The following is a 26,456-nucleotide window of genomic DNA, read 5'->3' on the forward strand; positions in this document are numbered from 1 at the left end:
CGTGTTAATAAGCTCGCATATTGATAAGTTTATGCCTTATTACCGAGTAACTGATTGAAAAATGACCTTAATTCGTCATCATCAAGGTTGAGCAGGTAGTCGCCAACATACCATTCAATAATGGATTGATTTGGATGTGCCGTGACTTGCGGGTTACCAAACCAAATGCCCTTTTCCGTGGCAAACGTGTGTTGGAGTTCTTTCAACTCTTCACAGCTAAATGGCAGGATAAGGTGCAACATGTTTGCTTGAGGCTGAGTTGGTCTTATCGCTAAAGACGGGAACTCTTCAATGATTTTGTAGAGCTGTTTTGTTCGCTCAAACAGAGCCGGCATTTGTGACAACCTTTCATCAAATTGCATTGCCGCAGACACCACATAAGGTGTTCTGTGATACAGGTTGCCACCTTGCCGCTTCATCCACATTGAAGCCACTTCAATGAACGACTTTGAGCCAAGCAGCATAGATCCGCCCATGCCGTTGATGCCTTTGTAGAGTGAAACATAGGTCGTATCAAAACCAGCGGCGATCTCACGGTATTCTTTCTGATAGTACGCTGCGGTTTCCCATAGTCTTGCTCCATCCATGTGGAGATGAATGTCATTTTCGGCGCAGTACGCTTTGATTTCTTCTAGTTCATGCCATGAAGGTAGCTGACCACCAATTTCACGCATCGGGAGTTCATAAAGAACGGCTGCGATTTCATCCGGCCACGCAGTGAGATCTTCAAGCTTCCATGTTTGGTAAGGGTTCCCTACTGGCAGAATATTAAAGCGATGTTGAAGCTGATAACCTTGTTTTTCATGCACTGGAATATGGCTAGATGCGTGCATGGCGACAATAGGATTACGCTTTTGTCTTGTGACAATTTCGAGCACTGTTGGCTGTGTCATCGTCCCTGTCACAACAAAAAGCCCTGCCTCATAACCCAGGAGATCGGCAACCTTTTGCTCGAACGCTTGAATCGTTTCTCCCTCGCCGTAGACATCATGATTCACGTTGTTTTCTTCGCACCACTTTGCCATTTTCGCAAAGTGTTCGGCCGGAGAGTCTTCTCTATTACCAGGGAGATGGGTATGACAAAGCTGTTTTAGGTGGGCACTCATTGTTCTGTCCTTTGAATCAAAGCTTCAACAATGTAACTTGTTAATACGGAGGCGTAAACTGCATTTTCGCGATGTATTTTCTGCGTATGCCTCCGTGCGGAACCTCCGACTGGGCATAGATTCAGCTCAAGAATGATTTATGCAGAACAAAGATCAAGCTCACCGTAAACACGAAAAGAAACCCAGTTATAGATTGGCGAAAAGTCTTTGTCTTGGCCTTTCGCTGACGAAATACGCTACAGAAACTTACTCCTCTTCAGGTTGAATATTTTTATTGGTCAGTTTTGCGATTAACCCACCTATCCTCCTTCGCATATCACTTCTCTCGACAATCATGTCTAAAGCGCCATGCTCCAGAAGGAACTCACTTTGTTGAAAGCCATCCGGTAGCTTTTCTCGTACGGTTTGTTCAATCACACGACGCCCAGCAAACCCGATCCTTGCTTCTGGCTCACCGATATTGATATCCCCCAGCATAGCTAAACTTGCAGAGACGCCACCGAACGTTTGATCGGTCAATACCGAAATATAAGGTAAGCGTGCGTGGGATAGCCGCGCCAATGCTGCGCTGGTTTTTGCCATCTGCATTAACGCCATTAAGGACTCTTGCATACGAGCGCCACCACAAGCTGAAAAACAAACTAATGCACAATTATCTTCTATTGCCGTATCGACGGCATCAACAAAACGTGCACCTACGACTGACCCCATCGACCCCGCCATAAAGGAAAATTCAAATGCACAGGCGACAACGGGTAAACCGAGTAGCTCACCTTTCATCGCGATTAACGCATCTTTCTCTCCAGTATTCTTTTGAGCAAGGGCGATACGTTCTTTGTAGCGCTTTTTATCCTTAAAATTGAGCAGATCTTTTGGCTCATATTCACTGCCGATTTCTATCCACTTTCCTTTATCCAAGAGGCTATCCAAACGATGTCGCGCTGACATCCGCATATGATGTTTGCATTTTGGGCAAACTTCTAAGTTCTCCTTAAGGGCAAGCCGATACAATACTTGATCGCAAGACGGACACTTGGTCCATACCCCTTCTGGAATTGACGCTTTCCGCGTACTGATGATGCTCTTGTTATCAAATATCTTTTCTAACCAATTCATAGGGAAAACCTTTATCGAGAAATCAAGTTAGCAAACATTGTATAAACCTACTTTGAGTAATAAAGTGTGATTAATAGGCTTCATAATCCAATAAAATGGGATTAACTAAGATGCTCGATAAAATTGATCCGCAATGGCTTAAGAGTTTCCACTGCGTCTATGAGAACAATAGCTTTAAGAGAGCTGCTGAGTTTTTGTCCCTACCCACATCAAATGTCAGTCGGCATATTGCTTTACTGGAAGAACAACTTGATGTGCGATTGTTTGATAGAACAACCCGAAGAATTTGCGCGACAGACGCTGGTGAACACCTTTATTTACGTACACAGCCGCTACTCGACACACTGAATGATGCGCTTCAAGACGTAACGCAACACTCTCGAGCGGTCATGGGCCAGCTCAACGTTCTGATGCCAGATTCTCCAGAGTTAGCAAAAGCTGTCGTCTCTTTTTGTGTTCAACACCCTTCAATTTCATTGAACTGCGAAACAAACTTGAGCCCGAAAGAAGACTTACTGGACGGGTTTGACGTTATCTTGAGCTTTCATCGCGGGAAGTTGGAAGATAGCAATTGGATTGCCAAAGAGATTAAGCGCTGGCCGAGTGTTGTCGTCGCTTCACCTAACCTGCTGCAAACATGCCAGAAACCTTACCAAATCACAGATTTGAGGCACGTTCCGTGTGTGAGTAGCTTTACGGCCTTAAAAGGAACACCTTGGGTTTTCAAAAGTTCAGAGGGAGAGCTGATAACCCAAAGAGTGAAGTCTTCATTTAAAGTAAACAGTGGACAACTTGCCAAATCCGGTGCATTGGCAGGGTTGGGCTTTGCGATTCTGCCTGCTGAGTTTTGCCGAGACGAATTAGATTCAGGCGGTTTGAAAGTGATTGATTTGGAATACACACCAGAAGATTTGGTGTTGTATGCGTTTTACGCATCGAGGAAGCACTTAGCGAAAAAGATACCAGTATTTATCGAACACCTACAGCGCCAAGCGAGCACTGACGAAAGTGCATAGAGAATAGAACAACTGTATACCCAAGTAACCTCGAGATGCTAGGTTCAGCGAGAATGACTTGGTTTGTAGACGCGGCGCCGATTTAAAGGTCTAGTGGGTCTAAATCAAGAATCGGCAACAAAGTATGCAAGCCAAGGCCCTTACTATTCTTAAAGAGTGCCCTTCGAGAGCGTGTCATGAACTCGCATTTTTATTAAACCAATGGCTGCGTCAAACAACTTGGAAAGAGCTGGCTATTACGCTGCGTTGTTTTCCTTGAACTCGACTCAATGACAACGCTCTGAATCCTACATCTTGAAGTCACTTGGGTATAAAACGCTTAGATAATGTATACGTCGACCGTAACCTAATCTGCTTGTGCTCAAGCATCGATAACTACGAATATTAATTTTTGTAGAATCTAAATGAGCAAAGGCTAACCGTTTGGTTCGCCTTTTTTGCTTTAGAACGTTGACATACATTCAAATACTTAATTTTAAAGAGGGACGACCGTCCACTGCATTAGCTTTGGTTCTACTTGGTCACACTGAGCCAATTCAAGTGGTCGTTTCACCCATGGGCCGGCTTCTTGAGTTTCTGATGTAACCGCCAAACAATAACTGGTATCCGCTTTAAGTCTGAATGTTTGGTCTTGTTCGTTATAAACAAAATATTGGTGCTTCGCATCACTACATTCTAGTAGCGCGAGCTCACTCTTTCCTGTCGCCAAAAGGCCCTGCATACACAGCCCTTCAAACGCATAGGATTGAATCTTATTTGTTTCACTGTTGTACTCAAATCTCACATCATGACCTGAATGGTTTCGAGGAGAGCCTTCTTCTGGCTTGGGTTTACAAGTATGAGTTTGCAATAATTCTGAGTGGCCACGACCATAAGTATCAATGCAAAAACCATAACCGTTTGGTTCATCTAAGTTGTCGCTTAAGACAATGTATGGGGGCTCTGTCGGTACATTTGGCTCTGCTGCAAAGAGGAATGAAGGAGCAAAAATTACGCTAGATGCCACAATGAGTTTGGTCATACTTTTCAGTTTCATATCTATTTCATCCTTTGAAAGTTATCAGCGAGTAATGATGAGCCACACTTAGGCTCACCATTTCTTCGTTTTATTATTGCTTAGTTGGGCTGTTCGGCGTTGTTTGCTATTTTTGCTTTGTCATCTGATTTGAACAGTTTGCAGATCAATACAAAAAATAGCGGAGCGAAGTAAATTACCAATAATGTCGCACCCATCATGCCGCCCAGCACTGACGTACCAATCGCGTTACGAGCATTAGCACCCGCTCCCGTACTAAGCACTAATGGCAACACTCCGAGTCCAAACGCCAGTGACGTCATAATGATTGGGCGCAGACGCATTTCACAAGCTTGTACCGTTGCATCAATAATGTTGACGCCTTTTTCATAAAGCTCTTTAGCAAACTCAATAATCAGAATTGCGTTTTTGGCGGTTAAACCAATAGTAGTCAAAACGCCCACTTGGAAGTAAACATCGTTTTCTAGCCCGCGCAACATGATCGCAGCCAGTGCGCCGAGTATCCCAAGTGGAACAACAAGAATAATCGCAATTGGAATACTCCAGCTTTCATACAAAGCAGCTAAACAGAGGAAAACCATCAAGATGGAGATCGCGTACAGAATTGGCGCTTGGTTGCCTGCTTCGATCTCTTGATAGGACATTCCCGTCCAGCTCACCTGTACATCGTTTGAAATCTCTGCGGCTAATCTATCGATTTCATCCATCGCTTCACCAGTACTGTAACCAGAAGCTGCTTCACCGACGATTTCTACTGCAGGGTTGCCGTTATAACGTTGTAACTGTGGAGAGCCTTGACCCCAGTGATAAGTACTGAAAGCCGAGATTGGCACCATCTCACCGTTGTTGTTACGCACAAACCATAGGTTAAGGTCTTCTGGTGTCATGCGATATTCAGCATCGGCTTGAATGTAAACCTTCTTAGAGCGACCACGATCGATGAAGTCATTCACGTATGACGATGCCCAAGCAATTGACAATGATTGGTTGATGTCATCAATTTCTAGACCTAGCACTTTGGCTTTTTCATAGTCGACATCAAGGAATAGTTGCGCGGTATCCTCAAGGCCGTTTGGTCGTGTACTTTGCAATAATGGACTTTGAGCCGCCGCCGCCAGTAACTGGTTTCTGAACTCAATCAGTTTGTCATGGCCAACAGCACCCACGTCTTCTAGGTAGAAGTTAAAACCCGTTGAAGTACCAAGTTCTCGAATTGCTGGGCTACTAAAAGCAAAGATCTGTGCATGTTTGTAATTTGAAAACTCACCCATTACACGACCGATAATGGAATCCACATCGGTTCCGGGTTCAGTCCTTTCTGACCAATCTTTCATGCCAATAAATGCCATCGCTGCATTTTGCCCAGAGCCTGAAAAGTTGAATCCAGACACGGTAAACACGTGGTCGACGGTATGTGATTCGTTCTCTTCAAAATAATCTTTGATATCCAACATCACTTCTTGTGTCTTTTGTAATGTGGTCCCCGTTGGTGTGGTGACCATGACCATGAAGTCACCTTGGTCTTCATTTGGTAAAAATGAACTTGGCAGCACATTGTATAGATAAGCCGTGCCTGCAAAAAGCATCAGGTACACAAAAACGAAGCGCAGTGGGCGTTGTAAAGCGTGTTTAACTGAACCTCGGTATTGGCTGGATAGCTTGTCGAACCCTTGGTTAAACAGTGCAAAAAATTTATTGCTCGACGCTTTATCGACAGGCTTTAGAAGCGTTGCACATAATACGGGAGTCAGAATCAATGCCACAACAACAGACAACACCATTGCCGAAACAATCGTCAAAGAGAACTGTTGGTAGATAACGCCCGTTGACCCTGACATGAAGGCCATAGGAATAAATACAACCGACAACACCATCGTAATACCGATTAAGGCACTGGTGATTTGTCCCATTGATTTTTTGGTTGCTTCAAGAGGTGATAGATTCTCTTCATGCATTAAACGTTCAACGTTTTCCACAACAACAATGGCGTCATCAACCAGAAGGCCGATAGCCAAGACTAAACCAAACATGGTGAGTGTATTGATCGAGAACCCCAGCATGGCCATAACACCGAAGGTGCCAAGCAGTACGACTGGTACGGCGATGGTTGGGATTAAAGTTGCTCGTAGGTTTTGCAAAAACAGCAACATCACGACAAATACAAGCCCAACCGCTTCAAAGAGGGTTTTGACCACTTCACTGATGGATAAACGGATAAACAAGTTGTTATCGGTTGTTTTAACCAGTTCTAGTCCATCCGGAAACCCTTTTGAAAGTTGTTCAAGTTTTGCATCAACCGCATTTTGTGTGTCTAACGAGTTCGCGCCAGTTGCAAGAGTGATTGCAATACCAGAGGACTCCTTACCCATATAGGCAGGTATAACCGAAGATTCTTCACTGGCTAACTCTACACGAGCGACATCTTTAAGCTTAATCTGAGAGCCGTCACTGTCGACTTTAATTAAGATATCCTCGAACTCTTCAACGCTAGTTAATAGGCTTTGTGCTGTGATACTGGCATTAATTAACTGAGAATCAATGGCTGGCGTTCCGCCTAATTGTCCTACCGTTACTTGACTGTTTTGAACAGATACCGCATTAGAAACGTCAACAGGTGTGAGACTGTAGCTGTTCAATTTGGCAGGGTCTAACCAGATACGCATCGCATAGGATGGGCCGAAAATGGTCACTTCTCCCACGCCGTTCACACGACTTAGGATATCTTTGATGTTTGAATTTGCGTAATCTTGAATATCACCCGCACTCATACTGCCGTCAGGAGAATACAGGTTGGTTACCGACATAAAACCTGACGTACTCTTGGTCACAGACGTACCTTGATTTTGTACCGCTGTCGGCAGGCGATTACTCACTTGCTGTAAGCTATTTTGAACTTGTACCTGAGCGATATCGGGGTCAGTGTCTGCACTAAACGTTAAGGTAACACTCGCACTACCAGAAGAGTCACTTTTAGACGCCATGTATAACAAGTTATCTAACCCTGTCATGCCTTGTTCGATGACCTGAGTTACGCTGTCTTCAATTGTTTTTGCTGAAGCGCCAGGGTATGACGTTGAGATAGTCACGGCTGGTGGTGCAATCGTCGGATATTGCGCGATAGGCAAGGATACGATCGACGCAATGCCTGAAAGCATAATGACAATGGAAATCACCCAAGCAAAAATGGGTCTGTTAATGAAGAAGTTCGATAAGGACATGGTTTATTCCTCGCTCGCCAAAGCAGGAACGGCACTTTTTGTACTGCTATCGACAACAACAGCAACATCATTTTTCATATTGATGATATTGGTGATGACGACTTGCTCACCGCTAGAAAGCCCCTCTTTCACTACCCAACCGTTGCCAACTTCATTACCGAGAACCACTGATTTTTTCACTGCCTTGTTGTCTTGGTTAACCACAAATACTGAAGGCTCACCAGACTGGCTTCTTACCACAGCAGATTGCGGAACAACGAGATAGCCTCGAGCTTCTGGCATCGAGATATGGGCACGAACGTACATACCTGCTAGTAAAGTATTGTCAGGGTTTGGGATGATGGCGCGTAGCGTTACCGTCCCTGTCGAGTCCGAAACCAGCGTGTTCGAAAACTCTAAATGGCCCGCTTCATTGTAAGCACTGCCGTCTTCTAACGTTATCGTTACTGGGATCTCAGCATTTTTGTCCGTAAAGGTAGAAAACTCTTTTTTGATTTTGGTAATCGCTAGCGAAGATTGTTGCATATCCACGTAAACATTCGCGGTTTGTACGATTGTCGTCAGGTAAGAAGACTGTTCAGCGGTCAATAAAGAGCCTTCGGATACCAAAGAAAGGCCTGCTTGACCTGAGATAGGCGCTTTGATTTTGGTGTAAGACAGTTCAACATTTGCATAATCCAATTCTGCTTGGCGGATCGCAACTTCAGCTTGGGCTTCCTTGTAGGCTGCGTCGGCATCATCAAAATTCTGCTGGCTGGTTAACTTTTTCTTAAGTAGTTCTTGATAACGAACCGTTGTTTTTCGAGCGGTATCTTCGCTCGTCAATGCTTTCGCTAGTTGAGCTTGTGCACTGTTAACGTTGGATTGATAAGTGGTTGGGTCAATTTCATAAAGTACATCACCTGCTTCTACCTGAGAGCCCTCTTTGTATAGACGGCTCTTGAGAATACCCGTCACCTGGGGTCTCACTTCTGCTTGTTTGAACGCAGCAATTCGCCCTGGTAACTCGGTCGTTAAACGCAGTGTCGTCGGGGTCAAATCTAAAACATCAACATGAAGCGGGCCTGGGGCAGGTCGTTGTTCCATAGCTTGTTCGCCACAACCCAGCAATAAAGTGCTAGAGAGCACGAGGCATAGAGGCAATTTTAACGAGTTGGGTATATACATATTGAAACCTTTTCGTGTAAGTACATTTACAAATATAGATAAAGTTATAGCAACGAAGAGGTTAAGATGGGGTTAAGACTCGGTATTGTTCATCCCAACAATTAATGAGGACGATAACTATTCTTACTTTTAACAGGTTCGTCCTTTTTTTCTGACCAGACAGCGCTCTTTCATAGAAGACTCCTTGAGATAAAACACTATACCAAGTGACCTCCAGATGCAGGTTTCAGGCATAATTGAGCCAAGCTCATACAATCCCTCGCAAACCTTTAAAAATCCCTTCAACACAAACGTTCGACAAAGTTTACAACCAATCAGACTATCTATTGTTTCTGTATAAACAAAACCGCCCATCACTGGTTTCACCAATCAAAGTCGCTTACTATGCCAGATACCTAAAAAGCTTTGTGAGCCATTCATGAGCCGTAAAAATAACAAAAATCTCAGCATTCTTCTTAAACTCAACTCCTTCATTTCACCTTATAAATGGCGTGTTGCGACTGCCTTAATTGCACTCGTTGCGACGGCAAGTCTAACCTTATCAGTTGGCTACGGCGTGCGTATCCTCATAGACCAAGGATTTGCTCAGCAGTCATTGCAAGAGCTCACCAATGCGATTCAGTTTATAGTTGGTGTCACTCTGTGTATTGCAGTTGGTACGTTCTTCCGTTTTTATCTTGTTTCATCAGTAGGTGAACGCGTCAGTGCGGATATACGTCTTGCAGTGTTTAACCACGTGATAACGCTGCATCCCAGTTATTTTGAGACCAACAGCAGCGGCGATATTATGTCTCGCCTCACCACGGATACGACTTTGCTGCAAAGCATTATTGGTTCGTCGTTTTCTATGGCAATGCGCAGCGCGTTAATGTGTATTGGTGCCATTATCATGTTGTTCGCGACTAACTTTAAGCTCACGTTAATTGTGCTTGCTTCCGTGCCATTTGTACTGGTTCCTATTCTGGTTTTTGGGCGACGTGTTCGTGCTCTATCCCGCCAGAGCCAAGACACAATGGCAGATGTGGGCAGCTACGCAGGTGAAGCAATTGAACATATCAAAACCGTGCAAAGCTTTGGCTCAGAACAGCATGAAAGAGCGGCGTTTGCCGTTGAGGTAGAAAAAGCCTATGAGGTCGGAAGACAACGCGTGAAGCAGCGCGCGATTTTGATATCTGGCGTTATTGTGATTGTGTTCAGCGCCATCGCTGGCATGCTTTGGGTAGGCGGTAGTGACGTTATCCACGGCAAAATGTCTGCGGGTGATCTAGCGGCATTTGTGTTCTATGCCATCATGGTTGCGTCTTCCATGGCCACCATTTCAGAAGTGATGGGTGAGTTACAGAGAGCCGCTGGTGCAACAGAAAGATTGATTGAGATTCTGCAAGTAGAAAGCGACATCAGCGCACCAAGCAACCACTTGCCGATCAGCGATAGCATGCCTGCAGAAGTGACGTTTGATTCGGTTAACTTCAACTACCCTTCTCGCCTAGACCAACCGGCTATCAAAGCATTAGACCTGACAGCTGAACAAGGTAAGGTGTTGGCGTTGGTTGGCCCATCTGGTGCGGGTAAAACAACTCTGTTTGAATTGCTGCAACGTTTCTACGACCCACAACAAGGACAAGTACTGTTTGGAGGTGAAGATATTCGACAATTCGATCCAAACGATCTTCGTCGCCAGATGGCATTAGTGCCACAACAGCCAGCTTTGTTTAGCCACGATGTGTTCCATAACATTCGTTATGGTAATCCAGATGCAACAGACGAACAGGTAATTGAAGCGGCCAAGAAAGCCCATGCGCATGAGTTTATCGAGAAGTTACCCGAAGGTTATCACAGCTTTTTGGGTGAGCGCGGCGTGAGGTTGTCTGGTGGGCAAAAGCAGCGGATTGCCATTGCCCGTGCGATTCTGAAAGATCCGAAAATCCTATTGCTTGATGAAGCCACCAGCGCACTAGACAGTGAAAGTGAACATCATGTTCAACAAGCGCTGGAGGCACTAATGAAAGACCGCACGACGTTGATCATTGCTCATCGTCTATCAACTATCCAACATGCGGATAAGATTGCGGTACTAGACGGTGGTGAGCTTATTGATCTCGGTAACCACCAATCGTTGATGCAAAGCTGTGAGTTGTATCAGCGCTTAGTGGCGCTGCAGTTTAAGCACTTGGAATAGCCGACTTTCACTGATTAAGAACAGACAAAGGCGAACCATTTGATTCGCCTTTGTTTTAATAACTTATATACCCAGTGAGAATTAATCTTGCGGGTTTTCTTTCGCGCTAATTTCTGCGTAAGTGTGCAGGAGCTCTGTTAAGGTTTTCACCCAAGCAAATACGTCTGTCGGAACGTTTTCTAGTAGCTTCTCAACTTGCTCGCAGTGCGTTTCTAGCGTGATCGCTTCTTCTAGACGGAATGAGATAGCGTAGAAATGCCAAAGGACGAGGCGAGTCATTCGTTCGCTGTTTTGCTTCGCATTATCTGAATCATCAAACGCTTGTTGAATTTCACTCAACGCGATTGCAGTCATGCGTAACATTGCATCAAGGCGCGCTGATAACATGCGGTCTTCGCTGTCCACTTCTTCTTGGTCGAAAGTAAACAGCTCATTCATCACGTCTTCTGGCACCATTTTACTGATCATGCGAACACTGAACTCTTCCAGTTCATGGCGCGGCATAGTCACAAGACAATCGAAGGTGTAATCACGAAGCATAAAATCACTCTACATCAGTTATAACTTTTAGTTTGCGCATTCTAAGCACTGTGGTTTCAAATGCCAGTATTTATTTGCTTCGTGACAAACTAGCTTCGCTGACGTTACTTTTGTTCAGAAGATAGCCTTGCTTTGAAGTACTGGAACAGCTTCCAAATGAGAAACCCGGCGACACCCACTATCAGAACAGAGCGAATGAGAATAGGCGCATCATGCTCGAGTTGGCTAGCATGCGGGACAATACTCGCAAATAATCGACTGGTAAAAAGCAGCCCCATCACCAACATAATAATTTTGTTCATACGATCTACCGTTCAATTATACGCGCTGTAAACAACATACCGTTATCAAGCGGTTTGCCTAATAAAACCAAATGCTGCCTTGAGTGAACATAAAAGGATGCGCTTCATGCGTATGGTCGTCAACACTAGCTAGCCTCAGAAACAAGTAAGCTAATGTTGCATATTTGGTGACGCACTACATTACTTCGGTTAAGTCACCTATGGGCGTAAGTATAAGAGCGATTTAACACCCAAAGTACTCATCTCTTCGCTCCTCAAGCCACAAGTCATAGTTTTTCATGACTTTGGAAAACTGCGGACTTTGAATATAACGGTTCAGCCATGCTTTTAAGTTGGGATATGGACTTTCGCGAAACCACTGCTTATCGATCCGAGCATATTTGCGTAGAAAAGGCAGTATCGCGATATCAACTAACGTCTCGCGATCCGAGAACAAATATGAATGCTCGGTCAAACGTGATTCGAGCTTGGCGAGTTCTCTTTCACATGCCTTACGCAGCTCTGCCGTGTTGTCTTCATGGTAACGCTTCGCGCACCCAAAAGCGTTGAGTGCTGGGATAAAACGAGACTCAAATTCTTCGATCACCATGAGCATGTGAGGTAAAACGTCTCGGTTATCGGTTCTCAATAGATTATCGGGGTCATTCTTAGATAAAGCCCAAATCATAATATCCAGGCTCTCTTCCAGTACCCGTGGTTTTGCTGATCCTTTGTCTGATGCTCCCTTGGGAATCACTAAAACGGGCACACTGCCCTTTGGTGAAGCTTCTAACATTTCTGTTGGTTTGTTATTGCGTTTTATTGAGCGAATACGCACGGACTGTTGCGCTTTTAGTAGAGCAAATCGAGCCCGTATCGCATAGGGGCAATTATGCAAAGAATAGAGAACGGGGGCCGAGTTGTGCTTCATTTTTCGCTCCATCCAAGAATTATCCTCGGTTCTGAACATCCGTCTTTCAGACTATCAAATTTCATTGTATCTGTTCCATTCTGCCCTCTTCGCTTGACACAAAATAACGTTAAAAAGAGGATGTTCGTCTTAAAAAACTTCACCTCATTTTGTGTCGCTAGCTGTGATTATATAGTTCAAGAAGTCATTGCCGTTTAACCCCGTAATCCAAAGGGCCATCACTATGAACAGCAAAGCGAAACAACTCTTCCATTACTTGTGTACCCAATACGATAAATTGTCTGAAGACTTAGAGTCTCGCCCTTTTCCTGAGTTTTCAGAAACCATCACTCACCCATTAGGTCATTGCTTTGTCCGTTGTGCGGTAGGGAGCCAGCGCTTTTCGATTGTCTCTATCAACTTTGATCCTTCTGTTAGAGGGCAAGGCGTTTTAACGGCGTTTATCAATTACGTAAGAAACAATCCGTATCACTATCAAGGTGTTGAAGTGGCCATCATTGAAAACACCAAGTTGGCTAAACGATTGTTGTCGTGGGGCTGGGAATACAAATCTTGGTTTAGCAAACTCTTCTTCTCTAAAAAACCAACTCTGATTAAAGACTTTGAATGCGCTTAATAGCCGACTGAGTGGATAGTTTATTCTTGCTTATATGAGCCTCAATCAACGCCTCTAAGCATACCTATAAAGGCTTGCTTAGATTCGGGAGAAATATCGCGACGCGTTGTGTACTCGACATGACTAGCCCCACTTATGGCGGGTGATAATTGGATACTCCACAACGCGTTAATCTGATTTGGTATCATTGAGTAACGCACATCAATGACACCCAGTTCGTCGTTAGGATCTCTCGCAATAAAGCCATTTGAAAACCAGCGAAAGCGCTCTATGTCTTTGGCTTGTTGTGATTGAGGATCTAACCACGGAAAGTCTTTAGTCACATCTAGCTTGGCGATAGACTCTCCAGCATAGGTTTTTACTGATTTCCCTGCCCTTACCGCGTCCACATAGTAGTTCTCTTGCGTTTCGTAGATTACTTTCCAGACCAGCAAGTTGGCGAACGAAGGTTTGGCTTCTAGCCGTATTGGCTTATGTTGTCTTTGTTCCGCCAGCGCCCAACCAACCTCTTCTGCTCTGTCTCGTTGAATCATGCCAAACATGAGATAGGCAAACGCCCAGAATAAAGCGAAATGCGCATACCAAGGGTTTCGCTTCCGTATCGCGAATAGGAGGAATAGAAAAACGGGGAGCGTAAAAGCAGGATCAATCACCGATACCGTATTCCACGCATAACGGACATCGGTTATCGGCCAAAAAAGCTGTGTGCCATAGCTGGTGCAAGCATCGAGTAACCCGTGAGTGGCGTAGCCTAAGGTGCAGTACCACACGCTTTGTTTAAACGACAATCCGCACCTCTTGGCGATGAGTTGGTGTAATACCAAAGCACAAATAAAACCGCCAATGGGGATAAAGATCATTGAGTGGGTAAACTGTCGGTGGTATTCCAAAAACAGCAGCGGATCGTTTGATGAACGAATTAGCACATCTAAATCCGGAGCCATTCCAGCAAGCATTCCCAATACACCAGCAACAACCAAGTGTTGTTTCTTACTCGTTGACTGGGATAATGATGCACCCAGTAACCCTTGAGTTAACGGGTCCATGGCGTGTTCTCGGTGTCGCTTTCAAAAACCAGAAATTTTTGTCCCATAAAATCTCCGTATTTAGGTGAATAGAGCCGAGTGACTGAATCACATACTAAAGCTATTGAAACCAAAGCTTTATTTTTAGTGTAGAAGGAATAAAGGAGTTAGCGAGTTTGTCGCGAATACCATATTCAAGAGGCTTTTTCGTTCTTCTACTTTAATGGGCCCCTGACTATCTCTTCTGTTGCGGTATAATCTGGCTGCCTATGCTTTGAGTATAAGTTTCAACGTAGCTCAACCAGTACCACCTTCGAGGAATCTTTTGCAGTTAACCAGCTTTAAATACAAAACACGCAAAGGTCCTGACTATCGTCATGGTGACCAAGTGTCATTCATTGATATTAAAGAGACGTTTGGCATCGGCGGGATTCGCATTGGTAAATGGGTCAACAATGAAGAAAAAGCGCTCGCGGCGAACTTGATATTCGATTCGTTGGCCGATCTGGCTTACCTATTGGCATTACCCCCTTCTGCTATTGGGCTTCGTGGTAATTTGAACCTTGCATTCGGTACTGGCGGGAGCAAAGGTGTTCAAGCCCATTACGCCCCTAATCAACGTGAGTTGGCTTTGGCAAAAAATGCGGGTGCGGGTGCGCTTGCTCATGAGTTTTGGCACGCTTTCGACCACTACATCGCAGAGAAAGCCTTCGACATTGGTGATAGATCTGGTCCTCAGCGCCAAATCATTTTCGCGAGTGATTGCTGGCTACAAAATACCACCCTTTTACCTCACCCTTTAAACGAACGTTTGCTCGAGATTTTTGACGCGACGTTACTTACGCTTGATGGTCAAGATCGGCATGATTACGTCTCGCGCAGTGTAAGAGCAGACAAAGCGATGGGAACGCGTTATTTCTCGCAACCCACTGAGATGATGGCAAGAGCGTTTGAAGCGGTAGTCGAATCCTGCTCCGGCATAGAAAATTCCTATTTGGTTTCTGGGACGACTCAGCCTGACAACCTCGTTATTTATCCAGACTTACAACACAGACAAATCATTCACAAAGCGCTGCAAGCCTATTTCCGCCCGCTTGGTGATGCGTTAAGTCGCTGATAAACGCATACTGGCTATTTCATAAAAACACATGATTTCAAAGCACAAACCTTTCCCATCAAACTGAAAAAGGTTTATACATAACTTATATAAATCAAAGTGCTGAATATTTCATGACGTCGAAAGAGATCCTTCAAATACGCAACGTCCGCTACTTCTTAATGTTTAGAAGTAGCTACTTTGCGCGCTTCTACTACCCAGTATTCACTCTGCTCTATTTAGACTACGGGCTAACTTTGTCTCAATTTGCCATGCTAAACGTGGTTTGGGCAGCCACTATTGTACTTGCCGAAGTCCCATCAGGTGCCTTTGCCGATACGTTAGGGCGAAAAAGACTGGTGGTCTTGTCTTCCATCGTCATGTTTATCGAAATCGCAATGATCGCCTTTGTCCCTACCGGGAACCCCACTTTTGTTTTCGTTGTGTTTTTGATTAACCGAGTATTAAGTGGCTTAGCGATGGCGTTGGCAAGTGGTGCCGATGAAGCACTGGCTTACGACACCTTGAAACAACAAGGCAAAGAAGCGTTGTGGCCACGAGTGTTACAGATCCAACTTCGTATTGCTTCGAGCGTTAGTATTGTTGTCACGCTCGTTGGTGCGGCGATGTATGATGTAAACTTTATGGCTAGCGCCTATCAATTCCTCGGGTTGGCTGAGCCAGAAACGACTCAAGACATCATGCGCATCCCCGTCTACGCGACATTGTTTGTTGCGATGGTCGCGATCTACGCTGCATTTAGCATGAGAGAAGAGAAAAAGGTGATACCAAGCAGCGAAAGCAAGCTGGCTTCAATCATGGCAAGCATGAAGCTGACGCTCAATACGGCTAAATGGGTACTTTCCACGCCTTATGTGCTGTTCATTTTGCTTTACTACAGTTTGTTCGAACACACATCGCGAATGTTTTTGACCATGAACAGTCAGTACTATCGTGCGATTGATATTCCAATTATCTACTTCGGCTTTATCGGTGCTGGCATCAGCCTATTACAAATTATCTTGGCTGGTCAAAGTCGTCGTTTGGCAGAGAGCATGGCACCGAAGACGTTTATTGCAGTGATGGGGCTCGCGACGATGGCGACCTACTATTGGATTAGTCTAGGATGGTCGATATACGGTGTAATTCCTGCTCTGATCCTGATCTTTATTATTATGACGATGAACATCTTTATCAGTTATCACCTTAATAAAAACACCGAATCACACAATAGAGCCACCGTACTAAGTTTTAAAGGTTTGATGTTTAACCTAGGTTACGGCTTGATCGGCATGTTGTATGCCTACTACTACAAGTTGCTATCGCAGAACTATACCGAGGAGCAGATAGAACAACACATCGATTTCATCGCATCGCTGTCTTCATTCTTCTACTACTTCACGTTTTTATTTCTCGCCATCAGTGTGTTTTTCTACTTTAAAGACAAGAAGCAGGCGATTTTTTAGTCGCCTAATTCATCACTCGTTGGGCGTTTTCCCACGTTCTATCCAAGTCTTGTGCACACAGTGCATTGCTCTCCGCGCACTTGACATTCCGTTGATGAATACTGAGCTAGTTTACGGCGTTAATAACTGGCTCTTCTTCCTGTAAATTCTCTGCCAGACCAATTTCACCAGCTACATATAGAACACTCCCTATCGCTGACAAGGTTTCATTACCCTTTCTTTCAGAGAATTCGCCTGCTTGATTGACACTTTCCGACTTGATGATATTTTTGCAAACAACGCTTTCACATACTCTTCCTTCAACATCGACTGTAGAAAACTCCACAACATCATTCGCCATGATGGTACTTGAGAAAGCACCTGTTAAAGTCACTGCCATCATCCAATGTTTCATTACACCACCAATATATTCACAATACAGATAACACCTAAGACCCTGATTGAGCTTTGATGTTCAATACTCACGGAAATAACGCAACCAAAAAGGTTAATTTCTATCAATTTTATATCAACCTATTCTGTGTACTAGCATCAGATAACTACCGTTAGGACAATTAACATTTGCAACTACGCATGAGCAAAGTGAGAAAATGAAAAAGTGGCGCGTCCCCTTCTAGACATACAAAACAAGCGTATTACTCCGTTTCAACAATGAATTGGAATCCTAGCTTTTGGTAAAACGAGACCGCTTACTACATATCTTTTACGGCCAATAACACTTGGTTGAGGTTCATAGAAACTCCTTTTCTGATTGATTGCTCACTGGATAAGCAGTTATATCAAATTTCACACATGAAAAAGACGGTCATAAAAACCGTCTTTCAACTTACTTTGCGAGCAAACTTAGTCTTTCGTTTCTTGTGCTTCTGCGCTTTTTATCACCTCAGCCACGTCTTGAGTTTCCGTATCCACCCACTTCATGAACACCTGATAACCTGCCGCTAAAAAAGCCGAACCGATGAACATACCAAGAATACCACCGGACATCATACCTCCGACGGCACCAATCAGTACGATTGGCATGGGCACTTCTAATCCGCGTCCAAGAATCAACGGCTTTAAGAAGTTATCGATTAAACTCGCCGCAAGGAGCAAAACGGTAAAAATAACATTGTGAACCGTACCACTGTCACCAGACCATAGTAGGCCGACCACCACAAGCGCAATAATAGTCACGGGTAACTGGACGATGGCAAAAATCAACGCGATCAAAGTAAACAATGCCGCAGCAGGTACACCAGATAGCGCAACCACCCCACCAAAGACCATCGCCGTTAAGAACGCAATACCAATAATACCGATGGCGACTTGACGAATAGTCGCCGTAGTGAGTTCATGGAGCTCGGGGCCTCTCACCTCGTCGGTGAAACTAATGAATATTTTTCGTATCGATTTTGCTGCGGGTTGTGCCCAAGCAAGCATAATTCCTGCAATAATAATCGCACCAATCAACATGAACACACTTTTCGCTGCGCCCGTTGCACTGTCAACGAACCAACTAAAAACACCTTTAATTTGTGGCTGACGCTTTTCAACGAAAACTGGAAGATCATTTGCCGCCTCATACCACACTGAGTGAACTTTCTCCCCGATTAACGGCCATGTTTTCACACTATCCGCAGGTTTGGTGATAACTAAAGAGCCATCTCGGTATGATTCAAATGCACCCAGTGTTTTTGACGCAAATGAGTTCCCTACCATAGCCGTTGGCGTTCCGAGAATTAACACGCCAATGATCGCAATGAACACTGCTGAACGCGTTGAACTTAGGCCAACTTTTCTTTCAATAACAAGCTTGACTGGGTATAACGCGATAGCAAGCACAAGCGCCCAAAGCAAAATTGGTAGAAACGGTAAGAACGCCCACCAACATACGATAACAATGAGCGTAGTGACGGAGAATTTTATCAAAGACGTTGTAAACGCCTTAGTTAACACTTTCTCTAGGTTTTCGTTTGAGTTATTCACTGTTTATCCCTTTGGTTTCGCGTCATAAATACACTTTCAAGTCGTAGAAGAGCACTAACGCTTAAATGACATCCCAACACAGTCTTCATCGCAGAGTTAAAAAACTCGAAACTTCAATGCATCGAAATTCCAACAATCCACGTTCATATAAAACCTAGTACACTCGCCCGTATATTCAATCACTTACCAAAAAATTTCCGGGGGATTTCAAACAAAAAGGAAATAAGCGAAGGAGAAGCATGAGATAAGCGTTCTTACATTCAAACAAACTTAATAAGCCATTGCTATTTAGCGTGATTTTGACAATAGATAATCGATTACCATCAAGCTTGTTGATTCGAAAGAGCACCCATTGCGTTATAAGTCACACCAAAAGTTCACTCCGCCTAATCAATTTAATTCCTTATTAACTTTTATAAATCCGGGCTATTATCGAGTAGAACCGTTGCTCAACGTATATAAGGTAAACAATAATGAAAAAGGCTTTATCCACTCTCAGCATCGCAGTGGCACTGTTTTCAAGTGCATCATTTGCTGCTGACAAGTACATGTTAGATTCCGAACTCTCCTCCCTCAGCTTCGCAACAATCAAAAAGCAATATATTGTCGAACCCGCAACAATCGATGCTCTAACCGGTACGCTTGATGCTCAAGGGCAGTTTGACGTTTCTGTCGATCTCAACAGTATCAATACTGGCATTCCTATTCGTAACACACGCCTAAATGAGATCTTCTTTGAATCAGCGAAACACGTACCAGTAAAGGTGGTTGGTAAAGTGGATTGGGCTTCTCTAGAAAAAGGCTCGCACAAAGTGAAAGTGCCAGCGGAAGTAACATTGTTTGGTAAAGCCAAATCTGTTGAATTCCCGGTCGTCATTCTAAATGCAGGCGATACTGTTATGGTTAGCTCAAGCGCACCAGTTATTATCGCCGCCTCAGACTTTGGCATCCCAAGTGAGAACTTAACCAACCTAGCCGCTACGGTTGGTGGCATTGCGATTTCAGACCAAGTACCGCTCACTCTGAATCTAACATTTAAAAAATAGTTAGATATATGAAAGTAAAGGCTTGGAGTCTCACCAAGCCTTTTTTCTTTCTGTACGACCCTGATTTGCGCAATTCAGCTCTTTTTTACTAACCTTGCTTTGAAGTGCTCAGCACCATACTTCGCAGCACATCATTCTTACTCACATAATGATGTTTCAGCGCCGCCAATATATGTACCACCACCAACGTAGCCAACGTTGCACAGCCAACACGATGGACCATAAAGAAAAAGTTATTCACTTCGGCATTAGAAATTGGGTTTAGAATAGTAAACTGCCAAAAAAACGGGAACTCATGTTTTAGCATTAAGAAACCGCTAACAAAGACAACAAACATCACCAAATAGATCATGCTATGTGCCAATTTTGCGATGCTTTTTTGCGTACAAGAAACGGTGTGTGGTAGCTCAGGGGATTGACGAAAGTAGGACCATCCCCAACGCACAATCAATAATACCGAAGCGATGGTCGCAAAAGACATGTTAAGTGTAGACAGGACGTGGAACAGCTGCGGCATATCCATCACGAAGAGCATGCCATAACCTGCGATAGTGGCATAAATGATGATCACAGCCATCACCCAATGCAGCCATTTACTGAACGCATCATAATGTTGAGTGGGTTTATTTTGGACGTGTGGAATCGCTTTCTGGTGCTGACCAGAATCTAGTTTGGGCATATTGTCACCACTGAATAGAAATTGGTACCTGCATGGGAATATTGCGAGCGAAGTGCTATCCCATGAATGAAGATTGAAGAAATAACGGAAGGCATCAGAGCCTTCCGTTTTTCAAGTAGATTACAAGATGAGGTGGGTACTACTTGCTTACACTGATCATTTCGTTGAAGTATTCAACTTGCTCTGCCATGCTCAAACCTTGGTTGTTTGAACCAAGCGTCCACATGAAGAAACCACCATAACCGTTGTCTTTTTGCCATTTGGCGCGGTCTAGGTTGTTCTGACGTGTTTCAACGAAGTTGCCGTCTGGGCCCCATTGGCTGTTGATCGTGTTACCTAAAACAATCTTCGACTTGTCTCCAATATATTCAGCATAGTTCGCCATCGCGACATCGTAGAGGAAGTTCTCACCTGCGTCGTAAGTCATGACATTGAAGAAATCAAAGTCGTTCTTCGTATCTTTCAATAAATCAATAACTTCACCGTGGTGAGATGAGCGACCTGATGGCTCAACGTAAGAACAGTTTTCAAACACGTTAGCATTCATACAATCAACAGGGTCTGCGCCTACATGGTAAGTAGTCAGAGACAGAACCTTGGTGTTGCCAACTTTTTCGCGGATCAACTTGATCAATGCGGTTAGGTCTTGGTTTTCTTTGTCCGTGATTCGCGCTGCTTTTTCGAAGTCGAAGTCCAGACCATCGATTTGTACGTAACCCGCTAACTGATACTTGCTGTAGTCACAGCTACCATCTGATGTCGTAGCAAGACACTCACCTTCAACCTCTTCCGCCGTTAGGTTCTTCTTGTACACAGGGAATGGCGTGTGAACTAAATCAACCAGACCATTTGCGACGGCTTCACGGCTCTGTGGAGTGCTAATCGCAGACCAAATACTTTCGTAAGTTTGGCCACCAAACGCGACCATCATGGTTACGTTATTGTTGTCATGCTTAAGCGTTGACCATGCTAGATACTGACTTGGCATCCAATCTGGGTTGTAATCCGGTGGTGTTAGCATGCCATCAGAGATCGTGATGTTACCGCTTGCGTCCCACTTACCAAATGACAATAGGTAACCATCACCCTCAGAATTGAACAGTTGCTCATAATCGTTTAAGCCCCAAGAAGTCAGATAACTGATTGAGCGATCAGGGTTATCCACCAAGCCGCCGCCAGTGCTTTCTTTCACTGTGATGTTAGACGTTGCAGACGTTTGCTCTTGGTTTGCAGTGTTCATCGCTTTTGCAGTGATGGCGTAAGCACCCTTCTGTGCACCAAGCCATTCGTACTCGTATGGTGCTTCGGTATCTTTATACAGCTCGTTACCATTGGCGACAAAACTCACTGATTTGATATCTCCTTCGTAGCTCTTCGCATCTGCTTTGATAGAAATCGCACGACCTTCGAAGTAGCTTGAACCATCCACCGGAGACGAAAGTGAAACAACCAGATCTTTATCGGTTATCGCAAGTGAAATTGGTGTGGCTTCAGCACTCGCCCCTTGATCATCGTAAGCGACAACCGTCAGTGTGTATTGTCCTTCATCTTGAGCAGGAACCGTAATGGTGTAGGTATCGCCTTCTGAAGGTGTGTTTGCGGTCGCCACCACTTCGCCATTCAGTTGAACATCGACACGTGCGACCTCTGTATCATCCGTGGCTTCAACAATCACACCAAACGGTTGGTTCGGCGCAATTTTCTGACCATCTTGCGGTGATAGAACATTGACTTCTGGGAGTGGGTTAGGATCACATTGCCCTACTTCATTCCAAGCGTCTTTCCATGCATCTGGGTAGTCTGGATGACCTGTACCCGGTGTCCAAACTGGGTTACCACACCAACCCGCAACCGTGCATGAGTAGATATTACCGATGTTAGTGACTTCATCACCGACTTTGTAAGGTACACCATCTTCGTAAGGAGGTACGTTACCACAACTTGTGCCTGTGTCAGTAACTGTAACCGTTAAGCTCTTGCGTGATACATGATTCTCGTCATCCTGAGCTTCAGCGCGAAGCGTTGCAGAACCCGGGGGTTGTGCCGTCCAATCACATGAGAAATCTTGTGTCGTTTTCGCGTCTAGGCTACAAACTTCAGCATCATTGGCGAAGAGCTTAACTGTGGCTAAATCGTCGTCTGCATCAGTGACATTCGCCGAAATCGTAATGGTGTCACCTTTTTGATGAGAAGAGCCCGCGTCAGGAGAGATAAACTCAATCACAGGAGGATTTGGCGCTGTAGATTCCGACTCGACGGTTACTTGGACATGTTGTTCAGTTAACTTGTCACCACTCGCATTGAATGCCATGACCGCGATAGAGGCAGCGCCAATTTCTGATGGAAGCCAAGCTTGTTGATACTCAGCTGTGCCTTCAACGACGGGTTGCTCTGCTAACTTAGTATTGTTTACCCAGAACTCTAATTTGCTTACGCCTTCACCTTCTACGCTGGTGATAATGTCAACGTTAGTGCCAGTGTAAACCACAGAGTTTTGTGTGGGAGCCAATATATCCAAAGTGAACTCTGGCGGAGGAACAACTTCACCGTCGACTTTCACGACAACAGAATCTTCAAACGCGTTTAAATCTGCCAGTTCACCACCAAACGAAATCGTCAATGCCGCAAATTCGCCAGAGGCCAATTCACTGTCGACCCATGAGCCGTCAGGGAAAGTCAGTGTTACGGCGTTTAGAACACCATCAGGTTGTGTGGTATGGGAGATTTCCCAAGAAGGGTATGAAAGATGATTAGACGCCCAACCGATGTCGTTAATCGCGACAGGCAACACAAACTCAATCACAGCATCACGCATGTCCGCCGAATCTGTTCCTGTGTTTTTGACCACTAGCTTGTATGTGCTCCAGTATTCACTCTCTGATTGAGCTATGGTGTCTGCGCTGAATTCCGTCGCCATGGCTTGTGAAATTGGATTTAGCAATAAGCCAGAACAAAGCATGGTAAGCCCTAAAGTGCGATAACCAATGGAGTTTGTTTTCGTAGCACTGCTCTTTCTTAGATACATAATTACGTCCTTAGTTTTATATAGTTATTTAGGTAGTGCATAAAGGCCTGCAATTAATGGTTCATTTAATTTTTGCAAGCGCACTTAATTTATAAATAAAAATAACCAAGGCAAAAATTCATTCTTACTTCTGGGATAAATATCAAAATTTATCTTACATTATTTAATTATTGCTTATTTTATAAACCACAGAGTTATAAAAAAATCGATTAAATCAATGATAAAGAATACACTTAATTAGCTTATCTTAATTTAATTAAGATCCTGCTATCATTATTAAGTAGCTTTCTTTAAACATAACCTTAGAACACAATGAAATCCGAATTTATACCAATAATTACAATAACTTGAAACACAGTAAACTTTACTCTCATAGAGAAATAATGTGTAAAGTCTCGCCTTCGATAGAAACAAGATAAATCAAATCATTAGTTTTTAATATGAATTAACTTATTACATAACAATAAGACATAAACTTACTTCAGATAACTACATATAAAAACCCATCTTACAAAATTGGATTTTTGGAATAAATGTCACACATGAACCTCCCATTACAAAAATAATAAAAACTGGAAAAGTTAGAGTTTAAATTCTATTTAACTGTCATAAAAATTTAATAAACACCTTACTTACCTAATGTCGTTAATTTTTGTATAAATATAATTTTTCTTATTAGCTATTTTATTTTACATCCGTATTATAAATCGTCATTCTACCTTCAACATGTTTGCTTTTCCCTGACTAACATTTAGCCTCAAACAACTTGGCTAACCAAAAACAACAAAGGCAAGCCGAAGCTTGCCTTTGATTTTAGAATTTAATAATTAAGAGTTTGGTTTGCTCTGAATTGTTTTCACGTTACTGGCACTTTGTTCTGTCGCGACGAGGTCATCGAACTCAGCAATACCTGCCAAGAATGACGCTTTGTCTTTTGTAGGAATCGAGGTAACCAAAGGCAAATCGACCTTCATAGCATCAACAGCACGATCACGTACTAGCACTTCGAAATGGAGATGCGGACCAGTTAAGCGCCCTGTCGCACCAGACAAAGCAATCTTCTGACCACGTTTGACATGATCTCCTTTCTTCACCAAAAATCGACTTAAATGTAAGTAACGGGTCTTGTATACGCTGTTGTGCTCAATCACCAAGTACTTACCTGCATATGGGTGATTTCGAATCGCAATCACTTTACCATCGCCAGTAGAATAGACTGGGGAACCAACTGGCGTCGCAAAATCTGTACCATTATGTGGTGAGATTCGCCCTGTTACTGGGTGTTTACGATATGGGTTAAAAGGCGACGTAATTCTTCTAAATTGTTTATCGATAGGATAACGATCAAACGCTTGCTCTAAGCTATTTCCCTCTCTGTCATAGAAGCGACCATCTTTAGCCAAGAAGGCTTCCACATTCTTGCCACGCATCCTAATTGCAATACCCTGCACTTCAGTGTTGCCCGTCAAATGATCATCGACGTACTGGCGGCGCACTAAGACATGGAAGCTATCACCTGCTCGTAATTCACGTGCAAAGTTCACTTTGTCTTTCAGTACGCGAGTAATATTGGCGATTTGAGTGGTGGTCAAACCCTGACGGTGAGCAGATGCGGAGAAGCTGCCATTGATCGTCCCTGAGTAAAGTGTATCTCTCCACTCCCCCGGGTCTTCAACAAAATCATAACTGAACGTGCCTTCGTCGTTATGAGTATAAATCGCTCGCTCGACAAGGCTCTCATGAAAGATCACTTGCTTAAGAACCATAGAATCTCGATCAACGATAAACTCCAAGTGGTCTCCGGGTTTGATCGTGTCGAGCTTAAGTGACGTCAAATCAGCTTCAAGGAGCTTTTGCGTGGTTTCGTAAGGTACGCCCCACGATGAAAAGATCGTACTAAGCGTATCGCCTACTTTTACGAAGTAGTGAATGCGAGCGATATTATCGTGTTCTTTTGTGACTGGTTTACTTTGCGATTCGGCCTGCTCTTTTTGAGAGTATGGCGTCACTTTGATGGAGATTATTTCAGGTTCGGTTTCTGCTTTATAGGTGAGATAAGCTGCAAAAGAAAATGCAGTGGCAGCAATAGCAATTAAGGAATAGCGGACTAACTTCATAATACACAGGTAAATCGGGGAATAGTAATTGTTATGTTATAACATCCACCAAATGCAATTTAAACCATGCGTAATTGAGAACTTTGTTTTTAAGCTTTTTTGTTGTCTTTAAGTGCCTCTTTACCAAGAGAAACCTTTTGGACAAAAGCGCGAATAAACATGGCCTTTATATGATGGCCAAACCGACATTTAGTTCACTTCAACGTTAAAAACTTCTGTCTTTACCCCTCTTGGATAAACGACAAAATAAATTTCACTCGTTGTTCCACGCTTTGTTTTGGTACTTCTATCAATTCATAACCAAATTGGTGGTACGCTTTGACCATTTCTTCGTAAGTTCTCATCGCTTCCGTAAAGTCCTGCTTACGCTCTTTGTCGTTGGCAAAGATAGCCTCCCACGGAGGGAAGATGAAGATTTGTTTGGCGTAATGTAATTGATGACAAGCACTCAACAGAACATCGGATACTGGCAGGCTCTCCAACTTGCTATAGCCATAAGAATCGATAATACAACGGTCGAAAAATACGAACGTATGATGGCTCCCATAAGTATCGTGATTGTTCTTTTCTTCTCGTACCATTTCATCCCGAAATGCGACTTTGTCTCGCCACGGCAGCGCATCACCATCAATAGCGACTTGTTGTTGGATCACTTTACGCCCCGCCTCTGGCGCGCAATGATAACCAAGTTCAATAAGGTGCTCGATCACTGAGGTTTTACCCGCACCGGGGCCACCTGTAAATACAATTAGATTATTCATATAGACCTCAATTGTTGAAAGATTATGTTCGCTCTCCGACCTTGTATGCCCGTCGTTGGTTGTTCTC

21 protein-coding genes are annotated in these 26,456 nt (G+C 43.9%); 6 read left to right on the top strand and 15 right to left on the bottom strand.

The genetic code is table 11. The features are described from left to right. Positions 1 to 29: 29 nt before the first annotated feature. Positions 30 to 1,106, bottom strand: coding sequence for a threonine aldolase family protein (locus C1S74_RS22960; RefSeq protein ID WP_045395972.1), 1,077 nt, complete (start codon positions 1,104 to 1,106; stop codon positions 30 to 32). A 246-nt stretch (positions 1,107 to 1,352) separates the two neighbouring features. Further along, positions 1,353 to 2,222, bottom strand: coding sequence for an acetyl-CoA carboxylase, carboxyltransferase subunit beta (accD, locus tag C1S74_RS22965; protein ID WP_045395975.1), 870 nt, complete (start codon positions 2,220 to 2,222; stop codon positions 1,353 to 1,355). A 110-nt stretch (positions 2,223 to 2,332) separates the two neighbouring features. On the opposite strand from accD, the gene C1S74_RS22970 reads away from it, so the two are divergent. Further along, the gene (locus C1S74_RS22970; protein ID WP_045395977.1) at positions 2,333 to 3,238 is read left to right on the top strand and encodes a LysR family transcriptional regulator; all 906 of its coding nucleotides are present in this window, start codon (positions 2,333 to 2,335) and stop codon (positions 3,236 to 3,238) included. 475 nt (positions 3,239 to 3,713) lie between these two features. Here C1S74_RS22970 and C1S74_RS22975 read toward each other — a convergent pair whose 3' ends face one another. From C1S74_RS22975 to C1S74_RS22985, 3 genes are all read right to left on the bottom strand, one after another. Then, entirely contained in the window at positions 3,714 to 4,274 is a 561-nt protein-coding gene (locus C1S74_RS22975) for an RICIN domain-containing protein (RefSeq protein ID WP_045395980.1), read from the bottom strand. 80 nt (positions 4,275 to 4,354) lie between these two features. Further along, positions 4,355 to 7,492, bottom strand: a complete 3,138-nt coding sequence (locus tag C1S74_RS22980) for an efflux RND transporter permease subunit (RefSeq protein ID WP_045395983.1) — start codon at positions 7,490 to 7,492, stop codon at positions 4,355 to 4,357. 3 nt (positions 7,493 to 7,495) lie between these two features. Beyond that, positions 7,496 to 8,659: an efflux RND transporter periplasmic adaptor subunit gene (locus C1S74_RS22985; protein WP_045395985.1), complete on the bottom strand. Its 1,164-nt coding sequence runs from the start codon at positions 8,657 to 8,659 to the stop codon at positions 7,496 to 7,498. Positions 8,660 to 9,077: 418 nt separating this feature from the next. Between C1S74_RS22985 and C1S74_RS22990 the strand changes: the two genes are divergently transcribed. Continuing rightward, positions 9,078 to 10,838 (top strand): ABC transporter ATP-binding protein/permease, encoded by a 1,761-nt coding sequence (locus C1S74_RS22990; protein WP_045395987.1) that lies wholly within the window; start codon positions 9,078 to 9,080, stop codon positions 10,836 to 10,838. An 81-nt stretch (positions 10,839 to 10,919) separates the two neighbouring features. Here the strand turns inward: C1S74_RS22990 and C1S74_RS22995 are convergent, their stop codons facing one another. The 3 genes from C1S74_RS22995 to C1S74_RS23005 all read right to left on the bottom strand — a co-directional run bounded on the left by C1S74_RS22995 (position 10,920) and on the right by C1S74_RS23005 (position 12,590). Next, positions 10,920 to 11,378, bottom strand: coding sequence for a hypothetical protein (locus C1S74_RS22995; protein WP_045395989.1), 459 nt, complete (start codon positions 11,376 to 11,378; stop codon positions 10,920 to 10,922). A gap of 104 nt (positions 11,379 to 11,482) precedes the next feature. After that, entirely contained in the window at positions 11,483 to 11,680 is a 198-nt protein-coding gene (locus C1S74_RS23000) for a membrane protein (protein ID WP_045395990.1), read from the bottom strand. 223 nt (positions 11,681 to 11,903) lie between these two features. Further along, on the bottom strand, positions 11,904 to 12,590 hold the full coding sequence (locus C1S74_RS23005; RefSeq protein WP_197064535.1) for a glutathione S-transferase: 687 nt from the start codon (positions 12,588 to 12,590) through the stop codon (positions 11,904 to 11,906). A gap of 223 nt (positions 12,591 to 12,813) precedes the next feature. Here C1S74_RS23005 and C1S74_RS23010 point away from each other — a divergent pair, with 223 nt between their 5' ends. Next, positions 12,814 to 13,206 carry a hypothetical protein gene (locus C1S74_RS23010; protein ID WP_045395992.1) on the top strand — a complete coding sequence of 131 codons (393 nt, stop codon included), beginning with the start codon at positions 12,814 to 12,816 and terminating at the stop codon, positions 13,204 to 13,206. Positions 13,207 to 13,247: 41 nt separating this feature from the next. Here C1S74_RS23010 and C1S74_RS23015 read toward each other — a convergent pair whose 3' ends face one another. After that, on the bottom strand, positions 13,248 to 14,252 hold the full coding sequence (locus tag C1S74_RS23015; protein WP_045395994.1) for a metal-dependent hydrolase: 1,005 nt from the start codon (positions 14,250 to 14,252) through the stop codon (positions 13,248 to 13,250). 304 nt (positions 14,253 to 14,556) lie between these two features. On the opposite strand from C1S74_RS23015, the gene C1S74_RS23020 reads away from it, so the two are divergent. Both C1S74_RS23020 and C1S74_RS23025 read left to right on the top strand, forming a co-directional pair. After that, positions 14,557 to 15,348 carry a CLCA_X family protein gene (locus C1S74_RS23020; RefSeq protein ID WP_045395997.1) on the top strand — a complete coding sequence of 264 codons (792 nt, stop codon included), beginning with the start codon at positions 14,557 to 14,559 and terminating at the stop codon, positions 15,346 to 15,348. 113 nt (positions 15,349 to 15,461) lie between these two features. Further along, positions 15,462 to 16,793: an MFS transporter gene (locus tag C1S74_RS23025; RefSeq protein ID WP_045395999.1), complete on the top strand. Its 1,332-nt coding sequence runs from the start codon at positions 15,462 to 15,464 to the stop codon at positions 16,791 to 16,793. A 106-nt stretch (positions 16,794 to 16,899) separates the two neighbouring features. Here C1S74_RS23025 and C1S74_RS23030 read toward each other — a convergent pair whose 3' ends face one another. Next, the gene (locus tag C1S74_RS23030; RefSeq protein ID WP_045396001.1) at positions 16,900 to 17,187 is read right to left on the bottom strand and encodes a hypothetical protein; all 288 of its coding nucleotides are present in this window, start codon (positions 17,185 to 17,187) and stop codon (positions 16,900 to 16,902) included. Between the two features lie 449 nt (positions 17,188 to 17,636). Beyond that, positions 17,637 to 18,761 carry an AI-2E family transporter gene (locus C1S74_RS23035; protein WP_045396003.1) on the bottom strand — a complete coding sequence of 375 codons (1,125 nt, stop codon included), beginning with the start codon at positions 18,759 to 18,761 and terminating at the stop codon, positions 17,637 to 17,639. 473 nt (positions 18,762 to 19,234) lie between these two features. Between C1S74_RS23035 and C1S74_RS23040 the strand changes: the two genes are divergently transcribed. Next, positions 19,235 to 19,807 carry a YceI family protein gene (locus C1S74_RS23040; RefSeq protein ID WP_045396005.1) on the top strand — a complete coding sequence of 191 codons (573 nt, stop codon included), beginning with the start codon at positions 19,235 to 19,237 and terminating at the stop codon, positions 19,805 to 19,807. Positions 19,808 to 19,895: 88 nt separating this feature from the next. Here the strand turns inward: C1S74_RS23040 and C1S74_RS23045 are convergent, their stop codons facing one another. The 4 genes from C1S74_RS23045 to C1S74_RS23060 form a co-directional block, all read right to left on the bottom strand. Further along, positions 19,896 to 20,486 carry a cytochrome b gene (locus tag C1S74_RS23045; protein WP_045396007.1) on the bottom strand — a complete coding sequence of 197 codons (591 nt, stop codon included), beginning with the start codon at positions 20,484 to 20,486 and terminating at the stop codon, positions 19,896 to 19,898. A 139-nt stretch (positions 20,487 to 20,625) separates the two neighbouring features. Beyond that, positions 20,626 to 23,511: an Ig-like domain-containing protein gene (locus C1S74_RS23050; RefSeq protein ID WP_045396009.1), complete on the bottom strand. Its 2,886-nt coding sequence runs from the start codon at positions 23,509 to 23,511 to the stop codon at positions 20,626 to 20,628. Positions 23,512 to 24,338: 827 nt separating this feature from the next. After that, entirely contained in the window at positions 24,339 to 25,628 is a 1,290-nt protein-coding gene (locus C1S74_RS23055; RefSeq protein ID WP_045396011.1) for a peptidoglycan DD-metalloendopeptidase family protein, read from the bottom strand. A gap of 221 nt (positions 25,629 to 25,849) precedes the next feature. Next, positions 25,850 to 26,389, bottom strand: a complete 540-nt coding sequence (locus tag C1S74_RS23060) for an AAA family ATPase (protein ID WP_045396013.1) — start codon at positions 26,387 to 26,389, stop codon at positions 25,850 to 25,852. Between the last annotated feature and the right edge of the window lie 67 nt (positions 26,390 to 26,456).

The sequence above is a fragment of the Vibrio hyugaensis genome, assembly GCF_002906655.1.
Classification (GTDB): Bacteria; Pseudomonadota; Gammaproteobacteria; order Enterobacterales; family Vibrionaceae; genus Vibrio; species Vibrio hyugaensis.

What these genes read in the sequence shown, in the direction of transcription:
- C1S74_RS23060 (WP_045396013.1), bottom strand. Translation starts at nt 26,389, where the DNA reads ATGAATAATCTAATTGTATTTACAGGTGGCCCCGGTGCGGGTAAAACC.
- C1S74_RS22980 (WP_045395983.1), bottom strand. Translation starts at nt 7,492, where the DNA reads ATGTCCTTATCGAACTTCTTCATTAACAGACCCATTTTTGCTTGGGTG.
- C1S74_RS23005 (WP_197064535.1), bottom strand. Translation starts at nt 12,590, where the DNA reads ATGAAGCACAACTCGGCCCCCGTTCTCTATTCTTTGCATAATTGCCCC.
- C1S74_RS23030 (WP_045396001.1), bottom strand. Translation starts at nt 17,187, where the DNA reads ATGAAACATTGGATGATGGCAGTGACTTTAACAGGTGCTTTCTCAAGT.
- C1S74_RS23010 (WP_045395992.1), top strand. Translation starts at nt 12,814, where the DNA reads ATGAACAGCAAAGCGAAACAACTCTTCCATTACTTGTGTACCCAATAC.
- C1S74_RS23045 (WP_045396007.1), bottom strand. Translation starts at nt 20,486, where the DNA reads ATGCCCAAACTAGATTCTGGTCAGCACCAGAAAGCGATTCCACACGTC.
- C1S74_RS23000 (WP_045395990.1), bottom strand. Translation starts at nt 11,680, where the DNA reads ATGAACAAAATTATTATGTTGGTGATGGGGCTGCTTTTTACCAGTCGA.
- C1S74_RS22960 (WP_045395972.1), bottom strand. Translation starts at nt 1,106, where the DNA reads ATGAGTGCCCACCTAAAACAGCTTTGTCATACCCATCTCCCTGGTAAT.
- C1S74_RS22970 (WP_045395977.1), top strand. Translation starts at nt 2,333, where the DNA reads ATGCTCGATAAAATTGATCCGCAATGGCTTAAGAGTTTCCACTGCGTC.
- C1S74_RS22995 (WP_045395989.1), bottom strand. Translation starts at nt 11,378, where the DNA reads ATGCTTCGTGATTACACCTTCGATTGTCTTGTGACTATGCCGCGCCAT.
- C1S74_RS23050 (WP_045396009.1), bottom strand. Translation starts at nt 23,511, where the DNA reads ATGTATCTAAGAAAGAGCAGTGCTACGAAAACAAACTCCATTGGTTAT.
- C1S74_RS22985 (WP_045395985.1), bottom strand. Translation starts at nt 8,659, where the DNA reads ATGTATATACCCAACTCGTTAAAATTGCCTCTATGCCTCGTGCTCTCT.
- C1S74_RS22990 (WP_045395987.1), top strand. Translation starts at nt 9,078, where the DNA reads ATGAGCCGTAAAAATAACAAAAATCTCAGCATTCTTCTTAAACTCAAC.
- C1S74_RS23040 (WP_045396005.1), top strand. Translation starts at nt 19,235, where the DNA reads ATGAAAAAGGCTTTATCCACTCTCAGCATCGCAGTGGCACTGTTTTCA.
- C1S74_RS23055 (WP_045396011.1), bottom strand. Translation starts at nt 25,628, where the DNA reads ATGAAGTTAGTCCGCTATTCCTTAATTGCTATTGCTGCCACTGCATTT.
- C1S74_RS23015 (WP_045395994.1), bottom strand. Translation starts at nt 14,252, where the DNA reads ATGGACCCGTTAACTCAAGGGTTACTGGGTGCATCATTATCCCAGTCA.
- C1S74_RS23025 (WP_045395999.1), top strand. Translation starts at nt 15,462, where the DNA reads ATGACGTCGAAAGAGATCCTTCAAATACGCAACGTCCGCTACTTCTTA.
- accD (WP_045395975.1), bottom strand. Translation starts at nt 2,222, where the DNA reads ATGAATTGGTTAGAAAAGATATTTGATAACAAGAGCATCATCAGTACG.
- C1S74_RS22975 (WP_045395980.1), bottom strand. Translation starts at nt 4,274, where the DNA reads ATGAAACTGAAAAGTATGACCAAACTCATTGTGGCATCTAGCGTAATT.